The organism is Indiicoccus explosivorum (genome assembly GCF_002167005.1).
Classification (GTDB): Bacteria; Bacillota; Bacilli; order Bacillales_A; family Planococcaceae; genus Indiicoccus; species Indiicoccus explosivorum.
In genome coordinates, this window is record NZ_NHTN01000030.1 from 34940 (window position 1) to 58481 (window position 23542).

The window sequence follows — 23542 nt, forward strand, 5'->3', positions numbered from 1 at the left end:
CGACATGAAAATACTTATTGATGCGGATGGCTGTCCAGTCACAGCGGAAGCCATTGACGCTGCACGGGAAGCCGGAATCCCGGTTTTATTGTTCTGTGATACCGCCCATATCATGCAGCGGGAGGGTGCTGAAACCATTACGGTCCCCAAAGGTGCAGATGCGGCGGACTTCGTGCTGGTGAATCGGGTGGAGGCAGGAGATGTCGTGGTCACACAGGATTACGGGCTTGCGGCAATGGCGCTGGCCAAAAGAGGTGTGCCGATCGATCAGAATGGACGCGTCTATACCGAAAACAACATTGATCTTCTGCTATTTTCAAGGCATGAAGCAAAAAAATTCCGGCAGGCAGGCGGCCGGACGAAAGGTCCGAAAAAGAGGCGGGCCGAAGATGACAGGCGGTTTACAGAGGCGCTGCGGCCGCTGCTCGGACTAAGGCGCTAAAAACGGAACGGCCGGCATGAGCAGCCCGGCCGTTCCGTTTGTTTAAGGCGTCCAGCGGTCGTTGACCAGGGCGAGAAGTGTCCAGTCGCCATTCGCTTGTTCTTCGAATACCATGCTCAAGCTTTGCCAGTCCATATAGCTGTTGGCTTCGGTACCAGGATAGTAATACTCGATGATCACTGCTTCAGGATAGCGCTCCCGGATCAGCTCCCGGCTCATGGAATCCCCGGAATTGCCATACATCGTTTTTTCCTCGTAAGGCGCATCGAGCAAGTACTTATCGTAATACTCAGCCGGTGTCAGGTTGATCTCGAATCCGCTTCCTGCTTCGTAGCCCCACAAATACTCAGTGGTGATTTCCATGAAATTTCTGACCTGTCCCTTGGCCATCGTCACTCCGTCACCATCTGCACAACCGCCTGCAAACGGACAGAATGAGAGCCCTTCACTGCCCACATACTCTGCTACAGCCTCGAAATCCTGATCCTTCAGGTGCTGCAGGATGTCGTTCGAAGTTTCAAGAAGCGCTGCTTTTTCGGGAATGAAGTATGGCTCGTAGGCGCGGGCAAGGAATGCGGCGAACTGTCCGCGTGTCACATCCTGCTCCGGCCGGAATGTGCCATCCGGATAGCCTTGAGCAACCCCGAAGTTCGCCAGAATGGCGATGGCTTCGTACGCTTCCATATTAGGGCCGACGTCCGTGAAATCCTCGTCGAGCACTTGAGGGAAATCAAAGGCTTTTGCGAGCATCAAGGCGACGTGCTGGCGTTCTACGGGTTCATGCGGCCGGAATGTGCCATCCGGATATCCGCTGATGATTCCCGCTTCAGCTGCGGATTGAATATAACCTGAAAACGTATTGCCGGCGGCGACATCACTGAAATCCGTTCCGCGCTGAGTTCCATCAAGACCTAATGCATCACCGATAAACTTGGCTGCCTGTCCCCGGGTGACTGTGGAATTCGGCCGGAACGTCCCATCCTCAAAACCATCAATGACTCCTTCGGCATGCAGATAAACGATTTCTTCATAAAAACGGTAAGAAGGCGGCACGTCATCAAAGCTTACGACAGCACTGGCAGGAGAAGCAATGAATGCGAACAGGACCAGGCAGGCAGCGGCTGCGGAAGACAGAAGCTTTTTCATGTACACCCCTCCTCGTTTGCCTTCAGTTTACCACATCCGGCGATTCAACAGATAAAAGTAAACTGTATTTTCAGAAATTATTTTTTAGTGTACGGCGAGTAGTTTCGCCGGGACAGGGAATACAGGGAAAAGGAAATCTGAAGAGAGAGGGATGCTGGATGAAGAGAGTATTAGCTGTTGTCACGAATGCGGCAGGACTGGGGGAAGAACGGAAAAAAACCGGCCTCTGGTTCAGTGAATTGACCGGTTTCTATGACGTGATCAGCCGGCGGTATCCGGTCGATGTCGTTTCCACGTCGCGACAGCGGGTGCCGATCGATCCCAAAAGCCTTGCGGCGATGGTGCCCGATAAGGAGGCCAGATCTTATTACCTGGACGACCGTTTCATGAAGCAGCTTTGGGAGCCGCGGACCGTCGAAGAGATTGCCGCCGAAGACTATGCCGCTGTTTATTTTGCCGGCGGCCATGGGGCCATGGAAGATTTTCCGGCAAACGAGCGGCTGAAAGAAATCATCCGGACCGTTTATGAGAACGGAGGGGTGGTATCGGCTGTCTGTCATGGCCCGGCTGCGCTGCTGGACGTGAAATTGTCCGATGGTTCAGGATTGCTGAATGGACATGTGGTATCCGGATTCGCGGATATTGAAGAAAAACTGATCAGGATGTATAACCATCTCCCATTTTCCCTTGAACAGAGATTAAAGGCGGAAGGGACGATCTTTAAGCAATCCAACCTCCCATTCGGCAAATGCGTCGCTGCGTCCGGCCGAGTGATCACCGGGCAGAATCCCGCTTCAGTCAAAGGGGTGGCAAGGCGCACAGCATCGGAACTGGAGACGGTCACGCCGGGTTTATTGCAAAAAAGCGGAGGGTAAATGTTGAATATATACACTATTTTAGGACGGATTTGCTGAATAGGAGGGACGTAAGATGAAAAACCATGAAGTGGTAGGCTATTACGAAACGGAACAGGAAGCGATCCGGGCGATTGAAGATCTGAAAGATCAAGGGTATCATCCGGAACAGATTTCTGTGATCAGTAAGGATGAAGGTGAATCGGAATACGTGGCGGATGAAACGGATACTCAGGCAGGGGAAGGCGCGGCGGCCGGCGCGCTGGCCGGAGGCGCCATCGGCGGTATCGGCGGTGTATTGGCCGGTCTCGGAGCTTTGGCGATACCAGGCGTCGGACCGGTTCTCGCAGCCGGACCGATCGCAGCCGGCCTGACGGGCGCGGCAGCCGGTGCAGGCGTCGGCGGACTCGCAGGCGCACTGATCGGCATGGGTGTCCCGGAAGAAGAGGCGCACGAGTATGAGTCTCATTTCAATGAAGGGAAAATACTGGTGCTCGTTGAAGAAGGGGACGGAATTCCGGTGCGGGACGAAGCGGATACAAGAGGAATCACCATTGAACGCCGGGAGACGTTCGATCGGGATAATCGGAATCCGGCGGAGCCTCTTGATGATTCCCGGAATGCAGGAGTCGTGTACCGGGAAGGCGACGATCTCCCGGGTCAGGAAACGTACACCGGCCCTTCGGATAACAGAACGCCGGGCAATGGAGCGAATGCCAGGGACCGGGATTCCGAACTTGGCGACCGGAACTTCATCGCAAGCGACATGGTCGGCGGTGACCAGCGTCACCCCGTGACAGGTGAAGATTTGGCGCCTGACCGGACGGATGACGAGCGGACAGTCGGTTTCGGCCGGGATCCCCTCACGGAAAGCCATCCGGACAGAAATGCGGAGACTGACCGGAATGACGGAGGGGACAGCATCCGGCGGGCGGATCACGCACCGGCGGACCGGGCATTCCTGAAGCCGGGGCCAGGGCTGAAAGACGACCGCATGGAGCACGAGTCCGACGGAGTTTTCCGGGAACGCAATATCCTCGGTAACGACACGATCGGCGACGATGACCGCCGGACGAGAGCTGCGCGCGATTTGGGGCGCGGGCGGATCGATGACGGCCATAACATCGAATTGGATCCCGACCGGGAAGACCGGAAAGACCGGAAATCTTAATTGCAATCAAAGCGCCGTCCCTTGGAGAAGGGGCGGCTTTTTGAAACGGCTTCAGCCGGGAAAGGGGATAAGCATGCCGTATATCCGTAATGTAGCAACAGCGAATGCACCTTATAAAGTGGATCAGCAGCAGACGGTCGAAGTTGTCCGGAACCTTTTCGGCAGCCAGTTCGCTGATATCGAGCGGCTGCTGAAAGTGTTTGATAACGGGGAGATCGAGTCCCGCTATTTTGCGGCGCCGCTGGATTGGTTCGAACAAGAACGCGGACTGGAGGAGAAGAATGGGCGCTATGTTGACCAGGCTGTCGAAATGGGCAGCGATGCGGTGATGCGGAGCCTGGCGAAAGCCCGGCTCTCACCCGATGACATCGACGCTTTCATTTTTGTCTCGAGTTCGGGCATGGCCACGCCGACCATTGACGCCCGGATCATGAACAAGCTGGCTTTTCCTCCGCACGTGAAACGGATTCCGCTCTGGGGCTTGGGATGCGCCGGCGGAGCGGCTGGAATCAGCCGGGCACATGACTTTTGCCTCGCCTATCCCGAGGCGACCGTACTTGTCCTTTGCATCGAGCTGTGCAGCCTCACGTTCCAGCGTCAGGATCTGTCGAAGAGCAATCTGATCGGTACGTCCCTTTTCGCGGACGGCGCAGCCTGCGCGCTCGTTTCAGGAGACCGGACAGCAGGGGCGGACGGCTTCTTTATCCGCGATACGCAATCGACACTCATGCCTGAATCCGAGGAAGTAATGGGATGGGACGTGAAAGACGGCGGTCTCCATGTAGTGTTCTCGCGGGATATCCCTTCTATTATCGAGAACTGGCTAAAGCCGAACGTTGACGGCTTCCTGGATTCGATCGGCAAAACAGGCGCTGACATTGATCATTTCATCGCACATCCGGGCGGAAAGAAAGTGCTGGCCGCCTACGAAAAAGCGCTGGATATCAGCCGGGAGAAAACGGCGGTTTCGCGTGAAGTCCTCACCCGATTCGGAAACATGTCGTCGCCGACCGTCTTGTACGTACTGAAGGAATTCATGGAACAGGAGCCGGCGGATGGCACAAACGGACTGCTGACCGCTCTCGGTCCGGGATTCAGTTCGGAACTCGTCTGGCTGGAGTGGGAAGGGCTGATGGAATGACATTTTTTTTCACACTGATTGCTGTCGTCGTCCTGCAGCGCCTGCTCGAAATTCTGGTGGCCCGCCGGAATGAAAAATGGATGCGGAAACAAGGGGCGGTGGAATCAGGGGCAGGGCATTACAAGTGGATTGTCCTGCTGCACGTGCTGTTTTTCATGTCACTGATCGCCGAGGCGGTCTGGTATGGAACCGGGGGCTACACAGGATGGCAGCTGTTTTTCCTTGTCTTCATAGCGGCCCAAGTGCTCCGCGTCTGGTCGCTCGTTTCACTCGGCCGTTTCTGGAACACGAAAATTCTCGTCCTGCCGGGTGCGGAACGGGTGCAGCGGGGACCCTACCGATGGATTCCCCATCCGAATTATGCAGTGGTCGCACTTGAAATCCTATCCCTTCCGCTGATTTTCGGCGCTTGGCGGACGGCGGTCCTCTTTACAGTCCTGAATGCCTTCCTGCTTCTGTTCGTCCGGATCCCCGCGGAGGAGAAGGCGCTGGAAAAGCTGGAAGTCCGGAACAGCCGCTCATATCCGGAATGACGGATTGACTGGAATGAAATAGGGTATGGGGTCTGTAGATTAGGAAGGAGGGGAAATCGTGGAACATGTAAAAGCCATTCTTTTAAAGTTCATTCTTGTCGCAGTCGTTTTCTCGGTCATTCTGACTTGGCTCTTTGATGTCGAATGGGGAGACACTCTTTGGCTGAGCGCCATCGTGACCCTGATGGCTTATATCGTCGGCGACCTGATGATTTTCGGTCATTCGGCAGCGGCATCGGAACGCAAAAAGCGGAACCTGATTGCAACAGTCTCGGATTTCTTTCTGGTGTTCGTCCTGATCTGGTGGCTGGGTATCGTCATGGTTGATCCCGACATTGAACTTATTCTGGCAGCGCTTGTCGCCTCACTTGTCCTGGCGGCGGGTGAATGGTTCTATCATTTGTATATTGACAGACATGTGCTGACAGAACGTGTGATGGACTGACCGAATCAGAGAAAGGCTCCCCTGTGGGGGAGCCTTTTCTGTTACAGAATATATAGAAAAGAACCCGGTTGTTGTGGTATATTAATAATTGCTCAAACAATTGTGAAAAAAAGGGGGATTTATCATCATGAAAAAGTGGACCTTACTGGCCCTGCTTCTGAGCGTCCTGCTCGTGCTTGCCGCCTGTGGTGAAGGCGAAGAAGCGGCCGGCGAAGCGGGTATCGAAGGAGAAGTCTATAAAGTCGGAATCGATACGACTTATCCGCCATTCGAATACGAAGTGGACGGTGAATACGAAGGAATCGACGTCGATCTGATCCGTGCAATCGCGGAGAATCAAGGATTCGAAATCGAGCTCGAACCGATGGATTTCGGCGGCATCATCCCTGCCCTGCAGGCTGGTCAGCTTGATGTGGCGATCGCCGGTATGAGTATTACGGACGAAAGAAAAGAGATCGTTGATTTTTCGGAACCGTACTTTGACGCTGGCCTGACGCTTGTCGTCCATGAAGATAATGAAGAGATTACATCGCTTGAAGATCTCGAAGGCAAGACGGTGGCGGTCAAGAACGGGACAACGGGTGCCACATTCGCGATGGAGAACGCTGACGAATACGGCTTTGAAGTCGTGCGTTTCGAAGACAGCCCGTCCATGTTCCAGGAAGTGGCCAATGGCGGCGCGGATGTGCTGATCGAGGATTATCCGGTCATTTCTTACGCAATTTCTCAAAGCGATCTTCCGCTAAAAACGGTCGGTGAACGCCTGAACGGCGACCAGTACGGCATCGCGGTATTGAAAGGCGAAAATCAGGAACTGCTGGAAGCGATCAATGAAGGTCTCGCGGAACTCCGTGAAAGCGGGGAGTACGACGAAATCCTCAACACCTATTTAGCAGAATAGAATAACCGGCAGCGCGCGAAAGCGCGCTGCATTTTTTAGAAAGGAAGGGCTGCTATGGAGAACATTATCAATGCGTTGCCTTATTTTTGGGAAGGACTCCAGCTGACGCTTTACATATTCGTAGTCGCCATCATCTTCGGGTTTGCAATCGGCCTGATTGTGGCACTGCTGCGGCTGGCGCCTTCGAAAATTCTGAACTGGATCGCGAAGGTATACGTGGATGCGATCCGCGGCACACCGTTCATTGTGCAATTATTTTTCATTTACTTCGGACTGAATATGCTGGAGTTCATCTCCCTGGATCGGATAGCGGCCGGGATTTTGACCGTGGCGATCAACGCGGGCGCTTATTACGCGGAAATCATCCGGGCCGGAATCCAGTCGATCGATAAAGGGCAGACGGAAGCCGCGCGTTCACTCGGTCTGAATGCGACTCAGAACATGCGCTATATCATCTTGCCACAGGCATTCCGCCGGATGCTGCCGGCATTCACGAACCAGGCGATCATTTCCTTGAAAGATACGTCGCTGCTGTCGGTCATCGGAATCGCCGAACTGACGCAGCAGGGTCAAATCGCCTCCAGTACGACATTCGACTACTTCAGCATCTGGTTCGCCGTGGGCGTCATTTACTTTATCGTGATTTACCTGCTCTCGCTCTTGGCGGACTTTACAGAAAGGAAGTTTGTGCTGCGATGACCATGATCCGAGTGGAAAACCTCAAGAAATCGTTCGGCGACCTGGAAGTCCTGAAAGACATTAACGCTGTGATCGAAGAACAGGAAGTGGTGTGCGTCATCGGACCTTCGGGTTCCGGTAAAAGCACATTCCTCCGCTGCCTGAACCGGCTGGAAAGCATCACAGGCGGGCACGTTTACATTGAAGGGCAGGATATCACGGATCCGAAACTGAATATCAATAAAATCCGTCAGGAAGTGGGAATGGTATTCCAGCAGTTCAACTTATTCCCTCACATGACGGTCCTCCAGAACGTCACACTGGCGCCTTTGAAACTGAAGAAGGGCGACAAGGCGGCAGCGGATGAAAAAGCGCGGCAGCTGCTGGATAAAGTCGGATTGGGCGAAAAAGCTGGCGCGTATCCGGGAGAACTGTCAGGCGGCCAGAAACAGCGGGTGGCCATCGCGCGGGCACTGGCGATGGATCCGAAAATCATGCTGTTCGATGAACCGACATCCGCACTGGACCCCGAGATGGTCGGAGACGTGCTGGAAGTCATGAAGCAGCTTGCGAAGGAAGGGATGACGATGGTCGTCGTCACCCATGAAATGGGATTCGCCCGCGAAATGGGCGATCGCGTGATTTTCATGGACGGCGGGTACATTGTCGAAGAGAATGTTCCGAAAGAGCTGTTCGACCATCCGAAGGAAGAGCGGACGCAGGCATTCCTGAGTAAAATCCTATAGAGCTGAAAAGCCCGGTTCCGAAAGAGGAACCGGGCTTTAATGTTTTTGAACAGCTATGCCAAAGAATCCGGAGCCGCCCTCCGAACAGGGTCAGAGCGCTTTCAGCATACCGCCGTCGACGACGAGCGACTGGCCGGTCAAGTAGTTGTTTGCGCCGGAAGCGAGGAAAACGACGACTTTGGCGAATTCCGCCGGCTGTCCGTAGCGGCCGATCGGTATCGCCCGCTGGCTGCGGCTGGTGATTTCGCTGACAGACAGATTTTCCCGTTCAGCCGCTTTCCCGTCCAGCTCGGCCACCCGGTCAGTTGCGATTTTTCCAGGTCCCACTGCATTCACAAGAACGCCATGGGAAGCCGCTTCCCGTGCCAGAGTTTTTGTGAAGCCGACGAGGCCGGCCCGGAACGTGTTGGAGAGGATCAAGTTGTCGATTACTTCTTTGACAGAAGAAGAAGTGATATTGACGATGCGCCCATACTGCTGTTTCTCCATAAAGAAAAGGGCTTCCCGGGAAGTCCGGATGTAGCTGAGCAGGTTGGTTTCGAAAGCCATTTGCCAGTCGCCGTCCGCTGTCGCATGGAAGCCCCCTGCTTTCGGTCCGCCGGTGTTGTTGATTAGGATGTCGACACCGCCGAAGCGGCTGCCCACTTCCTTGAACAGTTTCCGGATATCATCCGCATCGGCCATATTGCATTCGTACGCATGGACATTCGGATTTCCGCTCGTTTTCCGGATCTCTTCACCCGCCTGCTCCGCATGACCGCGTGTCCGGCTCGAGATGACGACCGTCGCGCCTTCATGGGCCAGTTCTTCCGCCACCGCTTTGCCGAGCCCTTTGCTGGAAGCCATTACCACAGCGGTTTTCCCTTTCAAGTTCAATTCCATCGTTTATTCCCCTTTCAGTCTGTTTTCCGCTTTAAAGTTAAGTGTAGTTTGTCAAAAGGCGGATGGCAACCGGTCAAATCATGGGGCGTCAGGCGTGATTTATGGTAGGATTAAACGGGAGCAAAAAATACAGGGAGTGTTGAAAGTGGAAGAAAGGGAAATTTTCGATATAACGATTATCGGCGGCGGACCGACCGGCCTGTTCGCTTCTTTCTATGGCGGCATGCGGAAGATGTCGGTGAAGATTCTTGACAGCCTGCCGCAGCTCGGCGGTCAGCTGGTCGAGCTGTATCCCGATAAATACATTTACGATGTCGGCGGATTTCCGAAAATCCTCGCGAAAGACCTTGTCGATAACCTCGTTTCGCAGGCGGAGTACAGCGAACCGGCGATCGGACTGGAAGAGACGGTGACTGCTGTGGAACGCACCGGCGATCACTTTACGCTGACGACCAATAAAGGCGAGCATTATTCCCGATCCATTCTGATTACCGGAGGTGTCGGCTCATTCCAGCCCCGCAAACTGCAGGCAGAGAATGCAGCGGCGTTCGAAGGGAAAACCCTCCATTACGGCGTGAAAGACCTGACGGTGTTCCACGACAAAAAAGTGGTGGTACTCGGCGGCGGAGATTCGGCAGTGGACTGGGCGATGATGCTGGAAGGGGTCGCCTCCCATGTTACATTGAGCCACCGCCGTGAAAAATTCACCGCTCATGAGGCGAACGTACAGCAGATGCGTGAATCGAGCGTGGAAATGAAAGTACCATATGGCGTGAAGGAATTGGTCGGCGGGAACGGAAAAGTGGAAGCCGTCATCCTGATCGATAAGGAAGGGAACGAGGAACGCATTGAAGCGGATCATGTGATTGTGAACTATGGCAATGTGACTTCCCTTGGACCGATCAAAGAATGGGGACTGGAGATGGAGAAGAATTCCATCCTCGTCAATACACAGATGGAAACGAACATTGAGGGCATTTATGCCGCTGGTGATATTTGTTCTTATGATGGAAAAGTAAAATTGATCGCTGTCGGTCTCGGGGAAGCGCCGATTGCAGTCAACAACGCCAAGAAATACTTGGATCCGAAATCCCGTGTCCAGCCGCTCCACAGCACGAATGTATTCAAATAATGGATAGATACTCCCGCTTTTTTCGCGGGAGCTTTTTTATTTCAAGGAAAAAAATGGACGGTATAGGGAAAAATATTCATGTTTTATTACACGGAAAGCCGGTTTTGTTACAAACTGTAACAAAAGCCCTTTCAGCGTAACGGAATTGTTATCTCTCATCCGATGTCCTGTCATTTTCCTGAAATGTTAGCGTGCTATCATTTCCCTTAGTGAGAAGAACCTGTACTTACACAAAGGGGAGGAATTTAATTTATGAAAAAGCAATTGATCGCCTTAACTGCTGCTGCCGCAATCAGTGCCGGAGTTGCAAGCCAGGCTTCAGCAGCCACGTACACAGTCGAACGGGGAGACACACTCTGGGGCATTTCCCGGGCGAATGATGTGACGGTCGGCCAGCTGATGGAATGGAACAACCTGTCATCCGATCTGATCTTCCCGAACCAGAAGCTCGAAGTGGATGGTCAGACGGCAACAGCGGCACAGCCAGCAGCGAAAGAGGCATCAGCTGCATCCACATATACAGTGAAATCCGGGGATACACTGTACCGCATCGCGCTGAATCACGGAATTTCGCTCGACAGCCTGATGAGCTGGAACGGCCTGACGAGCCACTGGATCTATCCAGGGGATGTGCTGTCTGTCTCAGGCACTGCGGTTAAAGGCGTATCTTCGACTGCACCACAGACGACTACACGGACAGCGCCTGTAAAAGAAGCGGCTCCAGTCACTTCGTCAGCGCGTGAAATGGTCGTGGAAGCGACTGCTTACACAGCATACTGCCCAGGCTGCTCGGGTATCACAGCGACAGGAATCGACCTCCGCTCGAATCCGAACCAGAAAGTGATCGCTGTGGATCCGGACGTCATCCCGCTCGGTTCGACTGTATGGGTTGAAGGTTACGGAACAGCGATTGCTGGCGACACCGGCGGTGCAATCGACGGGAACCGGATCGATGTATTCATCCCGAACTACAATGATGCACTTGCTTGGGGCCGCAAGAATGTGACGATCAAGATTCTCGACTAATCAAATAAGTGAACGAAAAACATCCAGCGGAACCCGCTGGATGTTTTTTAATTACTGCGGCCCGGAAAGAAACTAAAAGTTAACTAAAATAAATATTAAGTTGACTTAAAAATCCTATTCAGCTATCCTGTAGAAAGAACGGATCATGAACAGGAGGAAGACCATGACGACCACAGTAAAAACGGAAAGACATAGTCAGACATTAAAACTTGTACATATCGCTATGTTTTCAGCGCTTATGATGATCGGAGCGAACATTTCTTCATACCTCGTCATCGGAGGCGTGCCGATCACCCTGCAGACGTTCTTCGCCATACTGGCCGGGCTGCTGCTGGGAAGCCGGACGGGAGCGGCAGCGATGGCCTTCTATGCGTTCATCGGACTGGCGGGTCTTCCCGTATTTGCTCAGTTTTCGGGCGGTCTTGATACGCTGATCAGTCCGACATTCGGCTTTATCGTGTCGTTCATCATCCTTGCTTATGCGACCGGTAAAATCGCAGAACGGTTTCCGACTGTCATCGGCTTTGTGGCCGCGGCGCTCGTCGGTCTTATCATCAACTACGGTTTTGGCACTAACTGGATGTATGCCGCTTACCGGTTCTGGTTTGCAGCACCGGAAGGCTTCACCTATGAAATGGCTTGGGCGTGGATGGCTGTGCCGTTTCCGAAAGATTTGATCCTTACCGTAGCGGCAGGGATATTCGGTTACAGGCTGAAGCCGATTGTCAGCAAATATATGTGAAATGAAGGAAAGCCTGTCATCCGTACAGGTTTTCTTTTTTGAAGGAAAAAGTAAACTGAAGAGGACGGGGGAGTGTGGAAATCGTATGAGAAAAGTGGAAGTCCTGCCTTTTGATCCCGTCTGGATACACCGCTTTGAGAGTGAAGCGGCTGTCCTCAGACGTCTTCTGGGTGAAAATTGCATCGCCATTCACCACATAGGGAGCACAGCCGTTCCGGACCTTGCAGCAAAGCCGATCATCGATCTCCTGCCTGTAGTCCGGGACTTGGAGGAAGTCGATCGGCTGATCGGAGCGTTCGAATCGATCGGTTACAAAGCGAAAGGAGAGAATGGTCTCCCGGGCCGCCGGTATTTTCAAAAAGGGGGAGACGACCGGACCCATCATGTGCATATATATGAAGCCGGCAGTCCTGAAATCCGCCGGCATCTCGTTTTCCGGGATTATTTGCGGACGCACCCCGATGAAGCAGAAGCTTATGGCCGGCTGAAGACAGATCTGGCGTCAAAATTCCCTTATGATATCGGCAGCTACATTTCAGGCAAAGAAAAATTTGTAGCTGCATTGGAATCCAAAGCTCTGCTAATGACGGAAAGGGAGGATATCAGGGGTCCAGAACTTTACTGAAGATCCGATCGCCGTCAGCCAGTTCGGTGATATCCAGCTGCTGACTGCTTTTTGTGTAATTGCTTTTATACACACGGTCGCCTGTTTCATCAGAAAAAAAGATGATGCGGTTTTTATCATCATCGCTCTCGATTTCGGCCGAGTAAAGGTTGAGGTCGATTTCTTCGGATAAAGCTGCATATTCCGGAAGGCCGGTCAAATCGGTATTGGTTTGTTCAGCTTCGGTCTCCTGTTCGATTACAGCATTCTCTCCGGCTGAACATCCGGTGAGGAGCAGTATGATAAAAGATGCCGCCATGATTCTCATCAGGATCTCTCCATTTCCTGTTAAGGGGATTGGTGTATTATACCCGGATTTTCTGCTGTTACGCCTCGCCTGTCCGCTTAAATTTTCTGAATCGATTGACGGATGGGCGGTCCTCCGCTATAGTAAAGGAAATGGATGAATGGAGGTGGGGAAGATGAATCACACTGGGACGCGCATGTCGGAATGCCAGCAATTTCTGTATGTTCTGCATGCCGTGACGTTCACAAAAATTGAGCAACGGGACCCGTCTGTCCTTTTTTACTCAATTGAACACTGTGAACAAACCCAGTGAGAGACATCTTGCCTGCAAACGGATTTCAGCAAAAGGCATGCGTCTGCGCATGCCTTTTTTGTGTTTTACGTTGCGGTCGGCGTCTCTTCGGAAGGAAAGGGAGAGAACCATGATCATCACACAATTTCAGCAGATCACCTGTCATTTCGCGGCACAGAAATTATTCAATAGCATTAAAGGGGAAGTGGCGGAAGGCCAGCGGCTCGGACTCGTCGGCCGGAACGGCGAAGGGAAAACGACGCTCCTGGCTGTCTTGTCAGGCGAGCTCAAGCCGACGGAAGGCGCAGTCACTTGGAAGAGGGGGAGCACAGTGGGACGGCTGGCCCAATCGCCGGAAGAACCGGCGCATGCCGTGACGCATGAATTGCTGCGCAGCGTATTCAAGAAACTGGCGGATAAGCAGGAAGCGCTGGAGAAACTGGAAGCGCGGATGGCAGCAGCTTCCCCGGATGATTTGGAGAGTCTGCTCGGTAAATACGGTTCGCTCCAGGAAGAATTCATGCGGGAGGGCGGTTATGAAATCGAAGCACGCATCGACCAAGTACTGAACGGCTTGAAAATAAGCAGTCTGAAACAGAAGGAGTGGGGGATGCTCAGCGGAGGAGAACGGACAAAAGTCGGGCTGGCCAAACTGCTTCTCCAGGAACCGGATCTGCTGCTGCTCGACGAACCGACGAACCATTTGGATCTGGCATCGATCGAGTGGCTCGCCGGATTCATCAATCATTACAAAGGGGCGGTATTGATTGTTTCCCATGACCGGTACTTCCTGGATGAGACAGTAAAAGAGGTTTGGGAGTTGGACCAGGGAGAGCTCGTCACTTATAAAGGGAACTACTCCGCTTTCGTCAAAGAGCGGGAGAAGCGGCTCCTCAATGAGTTTCAGCAGTATCAGGACCAGCAGAAGAAAATCAGGAAAATGCGGGAAACGATCAGCCGGCTGAAAGAGTGGGCGAACCGGGCAAATCCGCCGAATGCCGGCATGCACCGCCGCGCTAAAAGCATGGAAAAAGCGCTTTCCAGAATAGAAGTGATGGAGCGGCCCGTGTTGAAGAAAAAACAGATGGTGCTCGGTTTTGAGGCGGGGGACAGAAGCGGGACGGATGTGATCCGGCTGCAGGGCGTCTGGAAACTGTTCGGAGACAAGGTTTTATTTTCCGAAGTTTCCATGCAGGTCCGGTGGGGGGAACGGGTGGCCGTCGTCGGTCCGAACGGAGCCGGAAAATCGACGCTGCTCGGCCTGCTGCTCGGCAGGGAAATGGCTGATGAAGGGGAGATCCGGCTGGGCAGCCGGCTGTCGATCGGGTATTTGTCACAGCATGCCTTCGAAATGGACAGCGGCCGTTCGATCATTGAAGAATTCCGTGAAGCCGTGCCGGTGGCCGAATCCGATGCCCGGCACCTGCTGGCCAAGTTCCTTTTTTTCGGCAGCATGGTCTTTCAGCCTGTCCGGACACTCAGCGGAGGAGAGCGGATGCGTCTTCGGCTGGCTCAGCTGATGCATCAGAACCATAATCTCCTCATACTGGATGAGCCGACCAATCACTTGGACCTCGAAGCGAAAGAAGTGATGGAAGAAGCCTTGGCGGAGTATCCGGGAACGATCGTCGCGGTGTCGCATGACCGATATTTCCTGGACAAGCTGTTCAATGTGACGTACTGGCTGGAAGACGAAACGCTTGAGCGGTTTGAGGGATCTTACACGGAAGCGCGCCGAAAACGGAGTGCCGGCAGGGAAAAAACAGGAGTGAAGGACTGATTCGTCTTCAAAACGGGTATCGGTGTATAATGCGGTTATATTCTGATAAATAGTAAGGTGATGACATGAAGGCGATAGGAACTGTCCCGGAACATATTTCCCTGCTGGATGCGCTCGACAGCATTGGGGAAACCATTATTGTAGCGGACAATGATTACATCATCCGCTGGATCAATACGGAAGCTTGCCGGCTGCTTGAAGAGATAGCGCCGCTGTACGGCCTCTCAGGGTGCGAAGACATGATCGGCCGCGATGGATTTTTTCATGAGAATGAAAGACATCAGCGAAGACTGATGGAAACGCTGAAGAAACCCCACAGGAACAGGATCGTCATAAAAAACAAATTCGTCACCGATATTGTCATCACGCCGATCCGGAACAGGGAACGGGAAGAGGCCGACGGGTATATTGTGATGCTGCTCGACGTGACGGTACAAGCGGAAGAGGAAGTCAGGAAAGAAGAGCTGATCCGGGAACTTTCAACACCGATCGTCAACGTATGGAACCGGACCATCGCGCTGCCACTGATCGGTGAATTCGACGCAAACCGTTTTGACGGCCTTGTCACGACAGTACTGACCGAATGTGTCAGCCAGCGCCATGAATACGTGCTGGTCGATCTGAGCGGGATGCGGCACTCCGATGAAACGCTCCGCCACTGTATCCAAAAACTGGCTGATGCACTTCGGCTGATCGGTGCTCACTGTTACTTGACGGGAATCAGTGCCGAGCTGGCTGTCTCGTTCGCCTCCTCGGGTGTGGATGCGAAAACGTTCGCCACGGTACAGGCAGGACTGGAGCGGATCATGCAGATTCAGGAAAACTGACCGCTCATTGCCGGCGGCAGGATAAAAGGGCGCTGCCGGTATTGGAGGAAGGCGGGTGGAGGAGGCTTTCCTTAATGGACATAAACGACTCCAGCCGTCTCTCATCCTGCATGTTTTCCGGCGAAAGGGCAGCGATTGCCGGCAGTGCAGCGGACAGGAGAACTGCAGCCAAAATCGCGGATGCAAGTACAGCCAGTGCTTTCATACAAATTCCGCCTTTGCTTGAAAATCGGTTGATGTGATCGTACGACCATAATGACGCTGGAATTCTTTTGAAGGTTCCAGCCCGAAAGGGGAATGGGGAATGCTTAAGACCGATACGGAACTTTGCAGCTTGCTGGGTATCCGTTATCCGATCGTCCAGGCTGGAATGGCCGGCGGGGCGACTACGCCTGAATTGGCGGCGGCCGTCAGCCAGGCCGGCGGACTCGGGACGATCGGTGCCGCCTACATGGAACCCGAAGCATTGCGCGAAGCGGTCCGCAAAATCCGAATACTCACGCACGAACCGTTCGCTGTCAACGTGTTTGCCGTACAACCGCCTGATGATTTCAGCCGGCTCGAAGAAGTGCAGCGAGCTCTGAAGCCGTTCAGGGAAGAGTTGAATCTGCCAGCCCCGCCTGATACATATGAATCCCCCGACAGGCGTGAAGCGCTCCTTGAAGTTTGCCTGGAACAGTCTGTTCCGGTGATCAGCACGGCATTCGGCTGTCTGGACCGGCAGCAGACCCGGAAAATAAAAGAAAAAGGGATCAAGCTCATCGCGATGGCGACGACCGTGGAGGAAGGGCTGGAAGCGCAAGAGGCGGGGGCGGATGCAGTGACAGCCCAAGGCGCCGAAGCCGGCGGACACCGGGGGACGTTCTCGCTCGACCGGCACCCGGACGGTGCGCTGATCGGACTTATGTCGCTTGTGCCGCAGATGGCGGATACTCTTCGGGTTCCGGTCATTGCGGCAGGAGGGATTGCGGATGGCAGGGGGATCGCTGCATCTTTGGCGCTTGGCGCCGCCGGAGTTCAGATCGGCACCTTGTTTTTGACGGCTAAGGAAGCAGGCATCCACCCTCTTTACAAAAAAGCGGTATTCGAAGCGGACGGGACGGATACTGTCGTCACGAAAAGTTTCTCCGGCCGGCCGGCCCGCGGCATCCGGAACCGATTCATCAATGAATTTGAAAAGTCAGGGACCGCTCCGCTCCCTTTTCCTTCCCAGAACACGGTGACGAAGGAGCTGAGGGCAGCTGCCGGTAAGCAGGGGGAACCGGAGCTGATGTCCCTCTGGGCAGGCCAGTCCGCAGGAATGATGACGGAAGAAGCGGAGGCAGCCGCCATTGTGCGCCGCCTCATCGAAGAAGCGAAGAAAGTGCTCGGATGACCGGTTCGCTGCAAGGCTGAAGTCCAATCCATAAAGAGAGAAGGCGTGCGCATGAGAAAACTGTTTCTGGCGGTGCTGCTTCTGACGGCAGCGGTACTGACGAAGCCGGTATGGGAGGACGAAGCGGAACAGCTGGCTTCACTCGAAGTCCTCGCTCCATTCTTTGATGCGGCGGAAAGTGCGAAGGAACTGACAGAACGTGTCGCCGGAGAAGCGGAAGTGCTGCCGGCTCCCGCTCCTGCACTCGAGCCGACAGAAGCGCTGTTCGCAATCCGGAATGTGACCCTCGGCATGGAAAAAGACGAAGTCCAGCAGGATATCGGTCTCCCTCTCCGGCTGATGGAGAATGAGTACGGCACACAGTGGCACAGCTATCACGACGATTACAGCGGCTACATGCTGCTGTCCTTCGATAGCGGCGGCCGGGTGAATGGCATGTTCACGAATCAGGATATCTTTACATCCGGAAAAGGGATCACTGGCGATTCAACCCGCGAGGAAGTGCGTTCCATACTGGGCGCCCCGCTTTCATATTTGCAGAAAGGGAACATCCAGTACCTGTTCGATTCAAAGGAGCAGTATGATGTGTTCCGTCTGGACAGCGCCTACATCACGGTTTTTTATGATCTCCATGAAAACAATAATGTCACAGCTGTCCAAGTGATCGCTGATGACTTGGAGAATGAACGGCCGTCCATTTATGCCGAACCCGGAGATGCGCTCAAGGAAGGCTATGAGCTGCTGCTGTTCGAACTCACCAATTCCACCCGCGCAGAGTTCGGGCTGCCGCTTCTTGAGTGGAATCCGGATGCCCAGGCAGTTGCGAGGCTCCACAGTGAGGAAATGGCTGAAAACAGTTACTTCAGCCACACGAATATGGCGGGGCGATCACCGTTCGACCGCATGGAAGCCGGCGGAATCTCTTTCTACGTGGCCGGTGAGAATCTGGCATACGGTCAATACAGCAGTGTGTTCGCCCACGAAGGGCTGATGAATTCAAAGGGCCACCGGGAGAATATTTTAAAGCCGGCGTTCAGGCACCTTGGTGTAGGGGTGGCATTCAATAAGGAAAAACAGCCTTTCTTTACCGCAAATTTCTTTGATGATTGAAGCGCAGAGACGGATTCGCTGAGGGCGGGTCCGTCTTATTATTTTTCTGATGGTTTAACAGGTGCCGGGAAGGAAATAGGGTATAATACGAAGAAATAACAGTTATGCTGAACATGCTGACAGAAAAGGAAGTGAAGTTCTTGACGAGCAGACTTTGGTTCCAGACAGGTGTAGGCCTCGTTCTCGCCTTTCTGGTCGTTTTTTTAGCGATTCAAGTAAAAATGATCTTTGAGCCGATCATTGTCATCATACAGGCCATTTTCATCCCTCTGCTGCTTGGAGGCGTCCTTTTTTACCTGACGCACCCTGTCCAGCGGCTATTGGAAAACCGCTGGCGTTTTCCGAGATGGGCATCGATTTTGTCTGTGATCATCCTCATTATCGCAGCTCTCGTTATTCTGGTTACCGTGGTGGGTCCGATTGTGGCGGACCAGATCACCAATCTGGCGAATGCCATGCCGATGATCGTAGACCGGGTCCAGAGCTTCATCGACTATTTGCTGGCGCAGCGGGAGCGGCTTCCTGGGCAGGTCGAACGGTACTTGAATGATTTCGTGAACAACATCAGTTCCTGGGGCGGGGATATCGGCTCTTGGCTATGGAGTTTCACAGTTAATCTGGTGCAGGGGATCTTCTATGTCGTGCTTGCCCCGTTCTTCCTCGTCTACATGCTGAAGGACCACGAGAAGTTCGCTCCATTCGTCGCCAGTTTTTTCTCGGGCGAGCGGCGCATCTGGATCCGGAAGACGCTCCACGATATCGATGAGACACTGAAGGCGTATATTCAAGGGCAGCTGCTGGTCAGTTTCCTGGTGGGTCTGCTGCTGTTGATCGGTTATTTGATCATCGGTCTCAATTATTCCCTGCTGCTTGCGCTGATCGGCATGCTGTTCAATGTCATCCCGTTTCTCGGTCCATATTTGGCAGTGGCGCCGGCCATCGCGATCGCTGCCATCCAGGATCCGATCATGGTCGTCTGGGTGGCCATCATCATGTTCGTCGCCCAGCAGATCGAGGGCGCGGTGATCACTCCGAACGTCATGGGGAATGCGCTTGATATCCATCCGCTGACCGTCATCGCCATCATTCTGGCGGCGGGAAGCCTTTTCGGGTTCTTGGGCATCATTGTCGCGGTGCCCGCGTATGGCGTGCTCAAAGACATCGTCCGCAACATCTATTCAAGGCGCCAGGAGATTTCCGAAACAGCGGCCCGGGATGTGGACGGGGAACCGTAAAGGCTATTGGACCTGTGAATGAATGTTCACAGGTTTTTTTATGTTTCCACATAATAAGTTGACAGCATAAAGTTCATCCCCTAAACTATTTTTATTGGTTTAGGGGGTGAACTTTTTTGGATACACGAATTAAAGAAGCGATTTCCCTGTTCGAGGACGTCATGATCTACGGGACAGAGCAGGTACTCCGCAGCATGGACGAGCAGTTCTGGAACCAATATTCGCCTGAGCAGCTGCACTTGCTGAAGCTATTGAAGAAAGAGGAGCGACTGACGGCCGGACGGCTCGCCGCATTGCAGGGCGTCCACAAAAGCGCGATTTCCGGACGGACGAAAAAGCTCCTGGCAAAGGAGCTCATCCGTGTCGTCGAAACACCCGACCGGCGCTCGAAACTCTATGAGCTTACCGCGGAAGGGGAACGTGTCATCGGAAAGGCGAGGGAACTGACACACCGATACGTCCAGGAACAGCTGGTGGACCACGTAAATGATGAAGAGATCGACCAGTTTTTGCGGATATTCCGGAAACTGAAAGCGATCATTAAGACAGAGGAAGTGGATGAATGAAAACGTTGTTGAAATACAAGTGGATCACAGCTGCCGCCATCGTGGTGCTGACAGCTGTCCTGTTCATGCTGGCGCCGAACCTGACCGAGCAGGCGGAAGAAGCTGGCACGTTTCAGCTGGCTGAAAGTGCGGATTCGCAGCGGGCTGCTGAAATACTCGAGGCAGCGGGCGCCGACGGGCAGACGATTTCCCTCGTACTTGAACTCGAAGAACCGTTCAGTGAAGAGACGAGGAAAACAGTCGATCAGCTTGTGTCCGACATCGAGTCGCTCGGCGGTCCGCCGGCAGACGTGCTCAATCCTGCAGCCAGTGAAGAACTTGAAGGCCAGCTGGTGTCGGAAGACGGTCGGACGGTTCTCATTCCTATAACAGCCGATGGAACCGATGAAGAAGTGAATGCCCTGGCGGATGAAATCCGGACGCTTGTGCCGCAGGAGCTGACAGCGTACATCACTGGGCAGGCCATCATCAGAAGTGACGTAAATGCAAGCGCCCAGGAAGGGCTCAAGCGGACGGAAATCATTACGGTCGTCCTGATTTTCGCTTTGCTCCTGGCGGTGTTCCGCTCGATCGTGACACCGTTCATCCCGCTGCTCGCAGTGGGAATCACATACTTGCTTAGCCAGTCGGTTGTCGCATTCTTTATCGACTGGTTTGGCTTCCCGGTTTCGAACTACACGCAAATTTTTCTCGTAGCGATTTTATTCGGCATCGGAACCGATTACTGCATTTTGCTGCTAAGCCGCTACAAGGAGGAACTGTCCGCCGGGCATGCAGTGGAAGAATCCATCGTGAACACGTACAGAACTGCCGGCCGGACCTTGCTGATCAGCGGACTCGCCGTATTCATCGGGTTTTCAGCCATCGGTTTCGCGGATTTCCCGATCTTTAAATCCGCAGTCGCTGTCGCAGTGGGCATCGCGCTGCTGCTGCTTGTGCTGTATACTATCGTCCCCTTTTTCATGGCACTGCTCAAAGAGCGGCTATTCTGGCCATCGAAAAAATCAGCTGCCCACCATGACAGCAAGCTGTGGATCTGGCTGAGCAAACTCTCTGTGAACCGGCCGCTCGTTTCCATGCTGACAGTGGCAATCATCACCGTTCCGCTTTTATTCACCTACGGCAATGAACTGTCTTTCAACACAGTGGATGAAATTGGACCCGATTATGAGTCGGTCCAAGGGCTCCGGGCAATCGAGGAGGCATTCGGGAAAGGCGATTCGCTTCCGGTCCAAGTAATCATCAATTCGGAAGATCTGATCGCGACAGAGGAACTGATCCCTTATGTTGAATCTGTGGCTGAGGAAATCAACGCTTTGGAAGGCGTCGATTCAGTCCGGACTATCACCCGGCCGACCGGCGAACCGCTGGAAGACCTCTATGTGACAACTCAAGCCGGCAGAGTCGCCGAAGGACTGACTGAAGCGCGGACCGGACTGACTGATGTGCAGGACGGTCTGTCAGAAATCCAGACTAATCTGACTGGCATCAGCGAACAGGCGAGTGGCTCAGCGGGCCTTAACGAAGCGGCTGCATCACTGGGGCAGCTGAATGCGCAGCTCGGCCAAGTTTCCCAAGGACTGCAGATGACAGGCGATATCCAGCAGACTGCCGGCGCGCTGACACAGATCGGCGGGGGCCTTGCACAAGTGCAGCAAGGTCTGGAAGAAGCGGCGACCGGCAGTGCAGAACTGTCGGCTGGCCTCGGAAGGCTGGCAGAGGGTGTAGGCTCCGCCAGTGAAGGGCTGACGCAGATTGCAGCCGGACTGGAGGAAGCCGCCAGTCTGCTGGAGTCGATCAGCGGCAGTGAGAGTGCGCAAGACACCGGCATATTTGTGCCGGAGGGCATACTCGAAAATGAGGAGTTCAGCCAAGTGCTCGACCGCTATGCCATCGGTGAAGGCACCGGGATGATCGTGGAAGTGATCCTGGCGGAAGATCCGTATTCGACGGAAGCGATCGGCACAACCGCCCAAATCAAAGCGGCGGCTGCCCGGAGTATACAGGATACACCGCTCGAAGGAGCGGAGCTGGCCTACAGCGGCATTTCGAGCATCAACAGCGATCTGCAGGATATTTCGTCCGCGGACTTCTCCCGGACTGTCGTCATCATGCTGATCAGCTTGTTCATCGTGCTCGCTATCCTGTTCCGATCGATGATCATGCCGCTGTTCATGATCGGTTCTCTGCTCTTGACTTATTTCACTTCAGTATCGATTACTGAACTGATATTCGTGGAAGGTCTCGGTTACGATGGCGTAAGCTGGGCGGTACCATTCTTCGGCTTTGCCATGCTTGTAGCGCTCGGTGTCGACTATTCCATTTTCCTGCTCGACCGATTCCGGGAAGAAGCAGGGCAAGAGCTGAGCGTGGGCGATGCGATGCGTGCCTCCATGGCGAAAATGGGGACCGTCATCATAACGGCTGCCATCATTCTCGCCGGCACGTTCGGGGCAATGATCCCTTCGGGAGTGCTGAGCCTTGTGCAGATCGCATCGATCGTCATCACCGGCCTCCTTCTGTACGGTCTGATCGTCCTCCCGCTGCTCATTCCGGCGATTTCCGTGTCTTTCGGCAACGGACTGTGGTGGCCGTTCGGCAGGAAAGGGCAGAGATGACCGCAGAGGCGTGCTATACTGGATTCAGCCAACAGATTGGGGGACAGAAGCATGCTGACGTTTGAAGAAAAGCAGCGGATCATCGGGACATTTCCTGAATTGAACAGACGTGAAGTGTCGATGAAACGGGTGAACTATCACTTCGAAGAAAGTCTGTACGAAAAAACGACAGTCGTTTATCACTTGCATCCGAACGGCAATGGTTTCGTCTACACCGGCGATTTGCCGCAGTATGAAGCGGATGAGCGGGGGTATGTGAATATCCGGGATTTTTCACCTGATCAGCTGGAAGCGATCATCCGGGATTCGATCGAGTACTTATCGACCGAAAACGAACCGTATGATCAGGTATGGCATGACCGGAACGCTGTGAAGGTGCGGCTCGTGAACGAAGACCCGTTCTGGAATGTGTATGCCGGGCAGAACCTGGAAGAGAGTTTCGGTACGTTCGCAGACGCTGTCCGTTATCTGGAAGAAGAAGGTTTCCAGGAAAGTGAATGAGGGAATCCGGCTGCTGGGAACAGATGAGCCGCTTCCAATGGAACTGCTCCTGGAGGCGGATCCTTCCGAGGAAATGATTTCAAGGTACATCACCGACAGCCGGATTCTGGCTGCGGAAGAGAACGGCCGGATGATCGGTGTGTGCGTGGTGCTGGCCGTGTCGCCGGAAATCGCAGAAATCAAAAATATTGCCGTGGCCGAACGAGCACGGGGCAGGGGAATCGCCAAGTCATTAATCAAGGAAGCGGCAGTGTATGCCAAACGGGAAAAGTTCAGCGCTATCGAAATTGGGACCGGAAATTCCAGTCTGGACCAATTAGCGCTTTACCAGAAGTGCGGCTTCCGGATAGCGGCCGTTGAACGCGATTTTTTCACCAGGCATTACCCGAAACCTATTTTTGAGAACGGAATCCAGTGCCGGGACATGATTCGGCTGCAATACAAGCTATGAAGCCCTTCTTCGGAAGGGTTTTCTTTTTGGGGAAAAA

Annotated in this window: 26 protein-coding genes; 22 read left to right on the forward strand and 4 right to left on the reverse strand. The window is 53.8% G+C overall.

The window, feature by feature from the left end:
- Positions 1-4: 4 nt before the first annotated feature.
- Positions 5-442: a YaiI/YqxD family protein gene (locus CCE92_RS09845; protein ID WP_088007373.1), complete on the forward strand. Its 438-nt coding sequence runs from the start codon at positions 5-7 to the stop codon at positions 440-442.
- A 42-nt stretch (positions 443-484) separates the two neighbouring features.
- Here the strand turns inward: CCE92_RS09845 and CCE92_RS09850 are convergent, their stop codons facing one another.
- A complete protein-coding gene (locus CCE92_RS09850; RefSeq protein WP_088007375.1) occupies positions 485-1588 on the reverse strand; it encodes an S-layer homology domain-containing protein in 1104 nt (367 codons plus the stop codon).
- 158 nt (positions 1589-1746) lie between these two features.
- Here CCE92_RS09850 and CCE92_RS09855 point away from each other — a divergent pair, with 158 nt between their 5' ends.
- The 8 genes from CCE92_RS09855 (at position 1747) to CCE92_RS09890 (ending at position 8057) form a co-directional block, all read left to right on the forward strand.
- Positions 1747-2463, forward strand: coding sequence for a type 1 glutamine amidotransferase domain-containing protein (locus CCE92_RS09855; RefSeq protein WP_162287860.1), 717 nt, complete (start codon positions 1747-1749; stop codon positions 2461-2463).
- Between the two features lie 55 nt (positions 2464-2518).
- Positions 2519-3613, forward strand: a complete 1095-nt coding sequence (locus CCE92_RS16345; protein ID WP_088007379.1) for a general stress protein — start codon at positions 2519-2521, stop codon at positions 3611-3613.
- Between the two features lie 73 nt (positions 3614-3686).
- Positions 3687-4754 carry a type III polyketide synthase gene (locus CCE92_RS09865; protein WP_088007427.1) on the forward strand — a complete coding sequence of 356 codons (1068 nt, stop codon included), beginning with the start codon at positions 3687-3689 and terminating at the stop codon, positions 4752-4754.
- Positions 4751-5287, forward strand: coding sequence for an isoprenylcysteine carboxyl methyltransferase family protein (locus CCE92_RS09870; RefSeq protein ID WP_088007381.1), 537 nt, complete (start codon positions 4751-4753; stop codon positions 5285-5287). The genes CCE92_RS09865 and CCE92_RS09870 overlap by 4 nt, the downstream gene beginning before the upstream one ends.
- 58 nt (positions 5288-5345) lie before the next feature.
- Positions 5346-5732: a DUF2512 family protein gene (locus tag CCE92_RS09875; RefSeq protein ID WP_241535963.1), complete on the forward strand. Its 387-nt coding sequence runs from the start codon at positions 5346-5348 to the stop codon at positions 5730-5732.
- Between the two features lie 127 nt (positions 5733-5859).
- On the forward strand, positions 5860-6633 hold the full coding sequence (locus CCE92_RS09880; protein WP_088007385.1) for a transporter substrate-binding domain-containing protein: 774 nt from the start codon (positions 5860-5862) through the stop codon (positions 6631-6633).
- A 54-nt stretch (positions 6634-6687) separates the two neighbouring features.
- Positions 6688-7332: an amino acid ABC transporter permease gene (locus CCE92_RS09885; protein WP_088007387.1), complete on the forward strand. Its 645-nt coding sequence runs from the start codon at positions 6688-6690 to the stop codon at positions 7330-7332.
- Positions 7329-8057, forward strand: a complete 729-nt coding sequence (locus tag CCE92_RS09890) for an amino acid ABC transporter ATP-binding protein (RefSeq protein ID WP_277621523.1) — start codon at positions 7329-7331, stop codon at positions 8055-8057. Before CCE92_RS09885 ends, CCE92_RS09890 begins: the two co-directional genes overlap by 4 nt.
- A gap of 90 nt (positions 8058-8147) precedes the next feature.
- On the opposite strand, the gene CCE92_RS09895 is transcribed toward CCE92_RS09890, so the two are convergent.
- Positions 8148-8939, reverse strand: a complete 792-nt coding sequence (locus CCE92_RS09895; RefSeq protein WP_088007389.1) for an SDR family oxidoreductase — start codon at positions 8937-8939, stop codon at positions 8148-8150.
- Between the two features lie 145 nt (positions 8940-9084).
- Here CCE92_RS09895 and CCE92_RS09900 point away from each other — a divergent pair, with 145 nt between their 5' ends.
- The 4 genes from CCE92_RS09900 to CCE92_RS09915 all read left to right on the forward strand — a co-directional run bounded on the left by CCE92_RS09900 (position 9085) and on the right by CCE92_RS09915 (position 12464).
- Positions 9085-10071 (forward strand): NAD(P)/FAD-dependent oxidoreductase, encoded by a 987-nt coding sequence (locus CCE92_RS09900; protein WP_088007391.1) that lies wholly within the window; start codon positions 9085-9087, stop codon positions 10069-10071.
- A gap of 252 nt (positions 10072-10323) precedes the next feature.
- On the forward strand, positions 10324-11097 hold the full coding sequence (locus CCE92_RS09905; protein ID WP_088007393.1) for a LysM peptidoglycan-binding and 3D domain-containing protein: 774 nt from the start codon (positions 10324-10326) through the stop codon (positions 11095-11097).
- A gap of 163 nt (positions 11098-11260) precedes the next feature.
- Positions 11261-11839 (forward strand): biotin transporter BioY, encoded by a 579-nt coding sequence (locus CCE92_RS09910; protein ID WP_088007395.1) that lies wholly within the window; start codon positions 11261-11263, stop codon positions 11837-11839.
- 85 nt (positions 11840-11924) lie between these two features.
- Complete coding sequence (locus CCE92_RS09915; RefSeq protein ID WP_088007397.1) at positions 11925-12464, forward strand: GrpB family protein; 540 nt, start codon at positions 11925-11927, stop codon at positions 12462-12464.
- Here CCE92_RS09915 and CCE92_RS09920 read toward each other — a convergent pair.
- On the reverse strand, positions 12442-12771 hold the full coding sequence (locus tag CCE92_RS09920; RefSeq protein WP_088007399.1) for a hypothetical protein: 330 nt from the start codon (positions 12769-12771) through the stop codon (positions 12442-12444). The two genes, CCE92_RS09915 and CCE92_RS09920, sit on opposite strands and share 23 nt — an antisense overlap.
- A 401-nt stretch (positions 12772-13172) precedes the next feature.
- Here CCE92_RS09920 and abc-f point away from each other — a divergent pair, with 401 nt between their 5' ends.
- Together abc-f and CCE92_RS09930 are read left to right on the forward strand one after the other, a co-directional pair.
- Positions 13173-14822: a ribosomal protection-like ABC-F family protein gene (gene abc-f, locus CCE92_RS09925; protein WP_088007401.1), complete on the forward strand. Its 1650-nt coding sequence runs from the start codon at positions 13173-13175 to the stop codon at positions 14820-14822.
- Positions 14823-14887: 65 nt separating this feature from the next.
- Entirely contained in the window at positions 14888-15649 is a 762-nt protein-coding gene (locus tag CCE92_RS09930; protein WP_088007403.1) for an STAS domain-containing protein, read from the forward strand.
- A 4-nt stretch (positions 15650-15653) separates the two neighbouring features.
- Here CCE92_RS09930 and CCE92_RS09935 read toward each other — a convergent pair whose 3' ends face one another.
- Positions 15654-15854, reverse strand: coding sequence for a hypothetical protein (locus tag CCE92_RS09935; RefSeq protein ID WP_088007405.1), 201 nt, complete (start codon positions 15852-15854; stop codon positions 15654-15656).
- A gap of 99 nt (positions 15855-15953) precedes the next feature.
- Here CCE92_RS09935 and CCE92_RS09940 point away from each other — a divergent pair, with 99 nt between their 5' ends.
- The 7 genes from CCE92_RS09940 (at position 15954) to CCE92_RS09970 (ending at position 23505) form a co-directional block, all read left to right on the forward strand.
- Positions 15954-17024, forward strand: a complete 1071-nt coding sequence (locus CCE92_RS09940) for an NAD(P)H-dependent flavin oxidoreductase (RefSeq protein ID WP_088007407.1) — start codon at positions 15954-15956, stop codon at positions 17022-17024.
- 51 nt (positions 17025-17075) lie between these two features.
- A complete protein-coding gene (locus CCE92_RS09945; RefSeq protein WP_088007409.1) occupies positions 17076-18134 on the forward strand; it encodes a CAP domain-containing protein in 1059 nt (352 codons plus the stop codon).
- A 104-nt stretch (positions 18135-18238) separates the two neighbouring features.
- Positions 18239-19369 (forward strand): AI-2E family transporter, encoded by a 1131-nt coding sequence (locus CCE92_RS09950; protein WP_241535965.1) that lies wholly within the window; start codon positions 18239-18241, stop codon positions 19367-19369.
- 116 nt (positions 19370-19485) lie between these two features.
- Positions 19486-19935 (forward strand): MarR family winged helix-turn-helix transcriptional regulator, encoded by a 450-nt coding sequence (locus CCE92_RS09955; RefSeq protein WP_088007411.1) that lies wholly within the window; start codon positions 19486-19488, stop codon positions 19933-19935.
- On the forward strand, positions 19932-22553 hold the full coding sequence (locus CCE92_RS09960) for an MMPL family transporter (RefSeq protein WP_088007413.1): 2622 nt from the start codon (positions 19932-19934) through the stop codon (positions 22551-22553). Before CCE92_RS09955 ends, CCE92_RS09960 begins: the two co-directional genes overlap by 4 nt.
- A gap of 51 nt (positions 22554-22604) precedes the next feature.
- Positions 22605-23054: a hypothetical protein gene (locus CCE92_RS09965; RefSeq protein ID WP_088007415.1), complete on the forward strand. Its 450-nt coding sequence runs from the start codon at positions 22605-22607 to the stop codon at positions 23052-23054.
- Positions 23047-23505, forward strand: coding sequence for a GNAT family N-acetyltransferase (locus CCE92_RS09970; RefSeq protein WP_241535967.1), 459 nt, complete (start codon positions 23047-23049; stop codon positions 23503-23505). The genes CCE92_RS09965 and CCE92_RS09970 overlap by 8 nt, the downstream gene beginning before the upstream one ends.
- The last annotated feature ends 37 nt before the right edge of the window (positions 23506-23542 follow it).

Excerpts from the sequence above, each read along its gene's own strand:
- CCE92_RS09845 (WP_088007373.1), top strand. The coding sequence starts at position 5 with ATGAAAATACTTATTGATGCGGATGGCTGTCCAGTCACAGCGGAAGCC.
- CCE92_RS09850 (WP_088007375.1), bottom strand. The coding sequence starts at position 1,588 with ATGAAAAAGCTTCTGTCTTCCGCAGCCGCTGCCTGCCTGGTCCTGTTC.
- CCE92_RS09855 (WP_162287860.1), top strand. The coding sequence starts at position 1,747 with ATGAAGAGAGTATTAGCTGTTGTCACGAATGCGGCAGGACTGGGGGAA.
- CCE92_RS16345 (WP_088007379.1), top strand. The coding sequence starts at position 2,519 with ATGAAAAACCATGAAGTGGTAGGCTATTACGAAACGGAACAGGAAGCG.
- CCE92_RS09865 (WP_088007427.1), top strand. The coding sequence starts at position 3,687 with ATGCCGTATATCCGTAATGTAGCAACAGCGAATGCACCTTATAAAGTG.
- CCE92_RS09870 (WP_088007381.1), top strand. The coding sequence starts at position 4,751 with ATGACATTTTTTTTCACACTGATTGCTGTCGTCGTCCTGCAGCGCCTG.
- CCE92_RS09880 (WP_088007385.1), top strand. The coding sequence starts at position 5,860 with ATGAAAAAGTGGACCTTACTGGCCCTGCTTCTGAGCGTCCTGCTCGTG.
- CCE92_RS09885 (WP_088007387.1), top strand. The coding sequence starts at position 6,688 with ATGGAGAACATTATCAATGCGTTGCCTTATTTTTGGGAAGGACTCCAG.
- CCE92_RS09890 (WP_277621523.1), top strand. The coding sequence starts at position 7,329 with ATGACCATGATCCGAGTGGAAAACCTCAAGAAATCGTTCGGCGACCTG.
- CCE92_RS09895 (WP_088007389.1), bottom strand. The coding sequence starts at position 8,939 with ATGGAATTGAACTTGAAAGGGAAAACCGCTGTGGTAATGGCTTCCAGC.
- CCE92_RS09905 (WP_088007393.1), top strand. The coding sequence starts at position 10,324 with ATGAAAAAGCAATTGATCGCCTTAACTGCTGCTGCCGCAATCAGTGCC.
- CCE92_RS09910 (WP_088007395.1), top strand. The coding sequence starts at position 11,261 with ATGACGACCACAGTAAAAACGGAAAGACATAGTCAGACATTAAAACTT.
- CCE92_RS09915 (WP_088007397.1), top strand. The coding sequence starts at position 11,925 with ATGAGAAAAGTGGAAGTCCTGCCTTTTGATCCCGTCTGGATACACCGC.
- CCE92_RS09920 (WP_088007399.1), bottom strand. The coding sequence starts at position 12,771 with ATGAGAATCATGGCGGCATCTTTTATCATACTGCTCCTCACCGGATGT.
- abc-f (WP_088007401.1), top strand. The coding sequence starts at position 13,173 with ATGATCATCACACAATTTCAGCAGATCACCTGTCATTTCGCGGCACAG.
- CCE92_RS09930 (WP_088007403.1), top strand. The coding sequence starts at position 14,888 with ATGAAGGCGATAGGAACTGTCCCGGAACATATTTCCCTGCTGGATGCG.
- CCE92_RS09935 (WP_088007405.1), bottom strand. The coding sequence starts at position 15,854 with ATGAAAGCACTGGCTGTACTTGCATCCGCGATTTTGGCTGCAGTTCTC.
- CCE92_RS09940 (WP_088007407.1), top strand. The coding sequence starts at position 15,954 with ATGCTTAAGACCGATACGGAACTTTGCAGCTTGCTGGGTATCCGTTAT.
- CCE92_RS09945 (WP_088007409.1), top strand. The coding sequence starts at position 17,076 with ATGAGAAAACTGTTTCTGGCGGTGCTGCTTCTGACGGCAGCGGTACTG.
- CCE92_RS09950 (WP_241535965.1), top strand. The coding sequence starts at position 18,239 with ATGCTGAACATGCTGACAGAAAAGGAAGTGAAGTTCTTGACGAGCAGA.
- CCE92_RS09960 (WP_088007413.1), top strand. The coding sequence starts at position 19,932 with ATGAAAACGTTGTTGAAATACAAGTGGATCACAGCTGCCGCCATCGTG.
- CCE92_RS09965 (WP_088007415.1), top strand. The coding sequence starts at position 22,605 with ATGCTGACGTTTGAAGAAAAGCAGCGGATCATCGGGACATTTCCTGAA.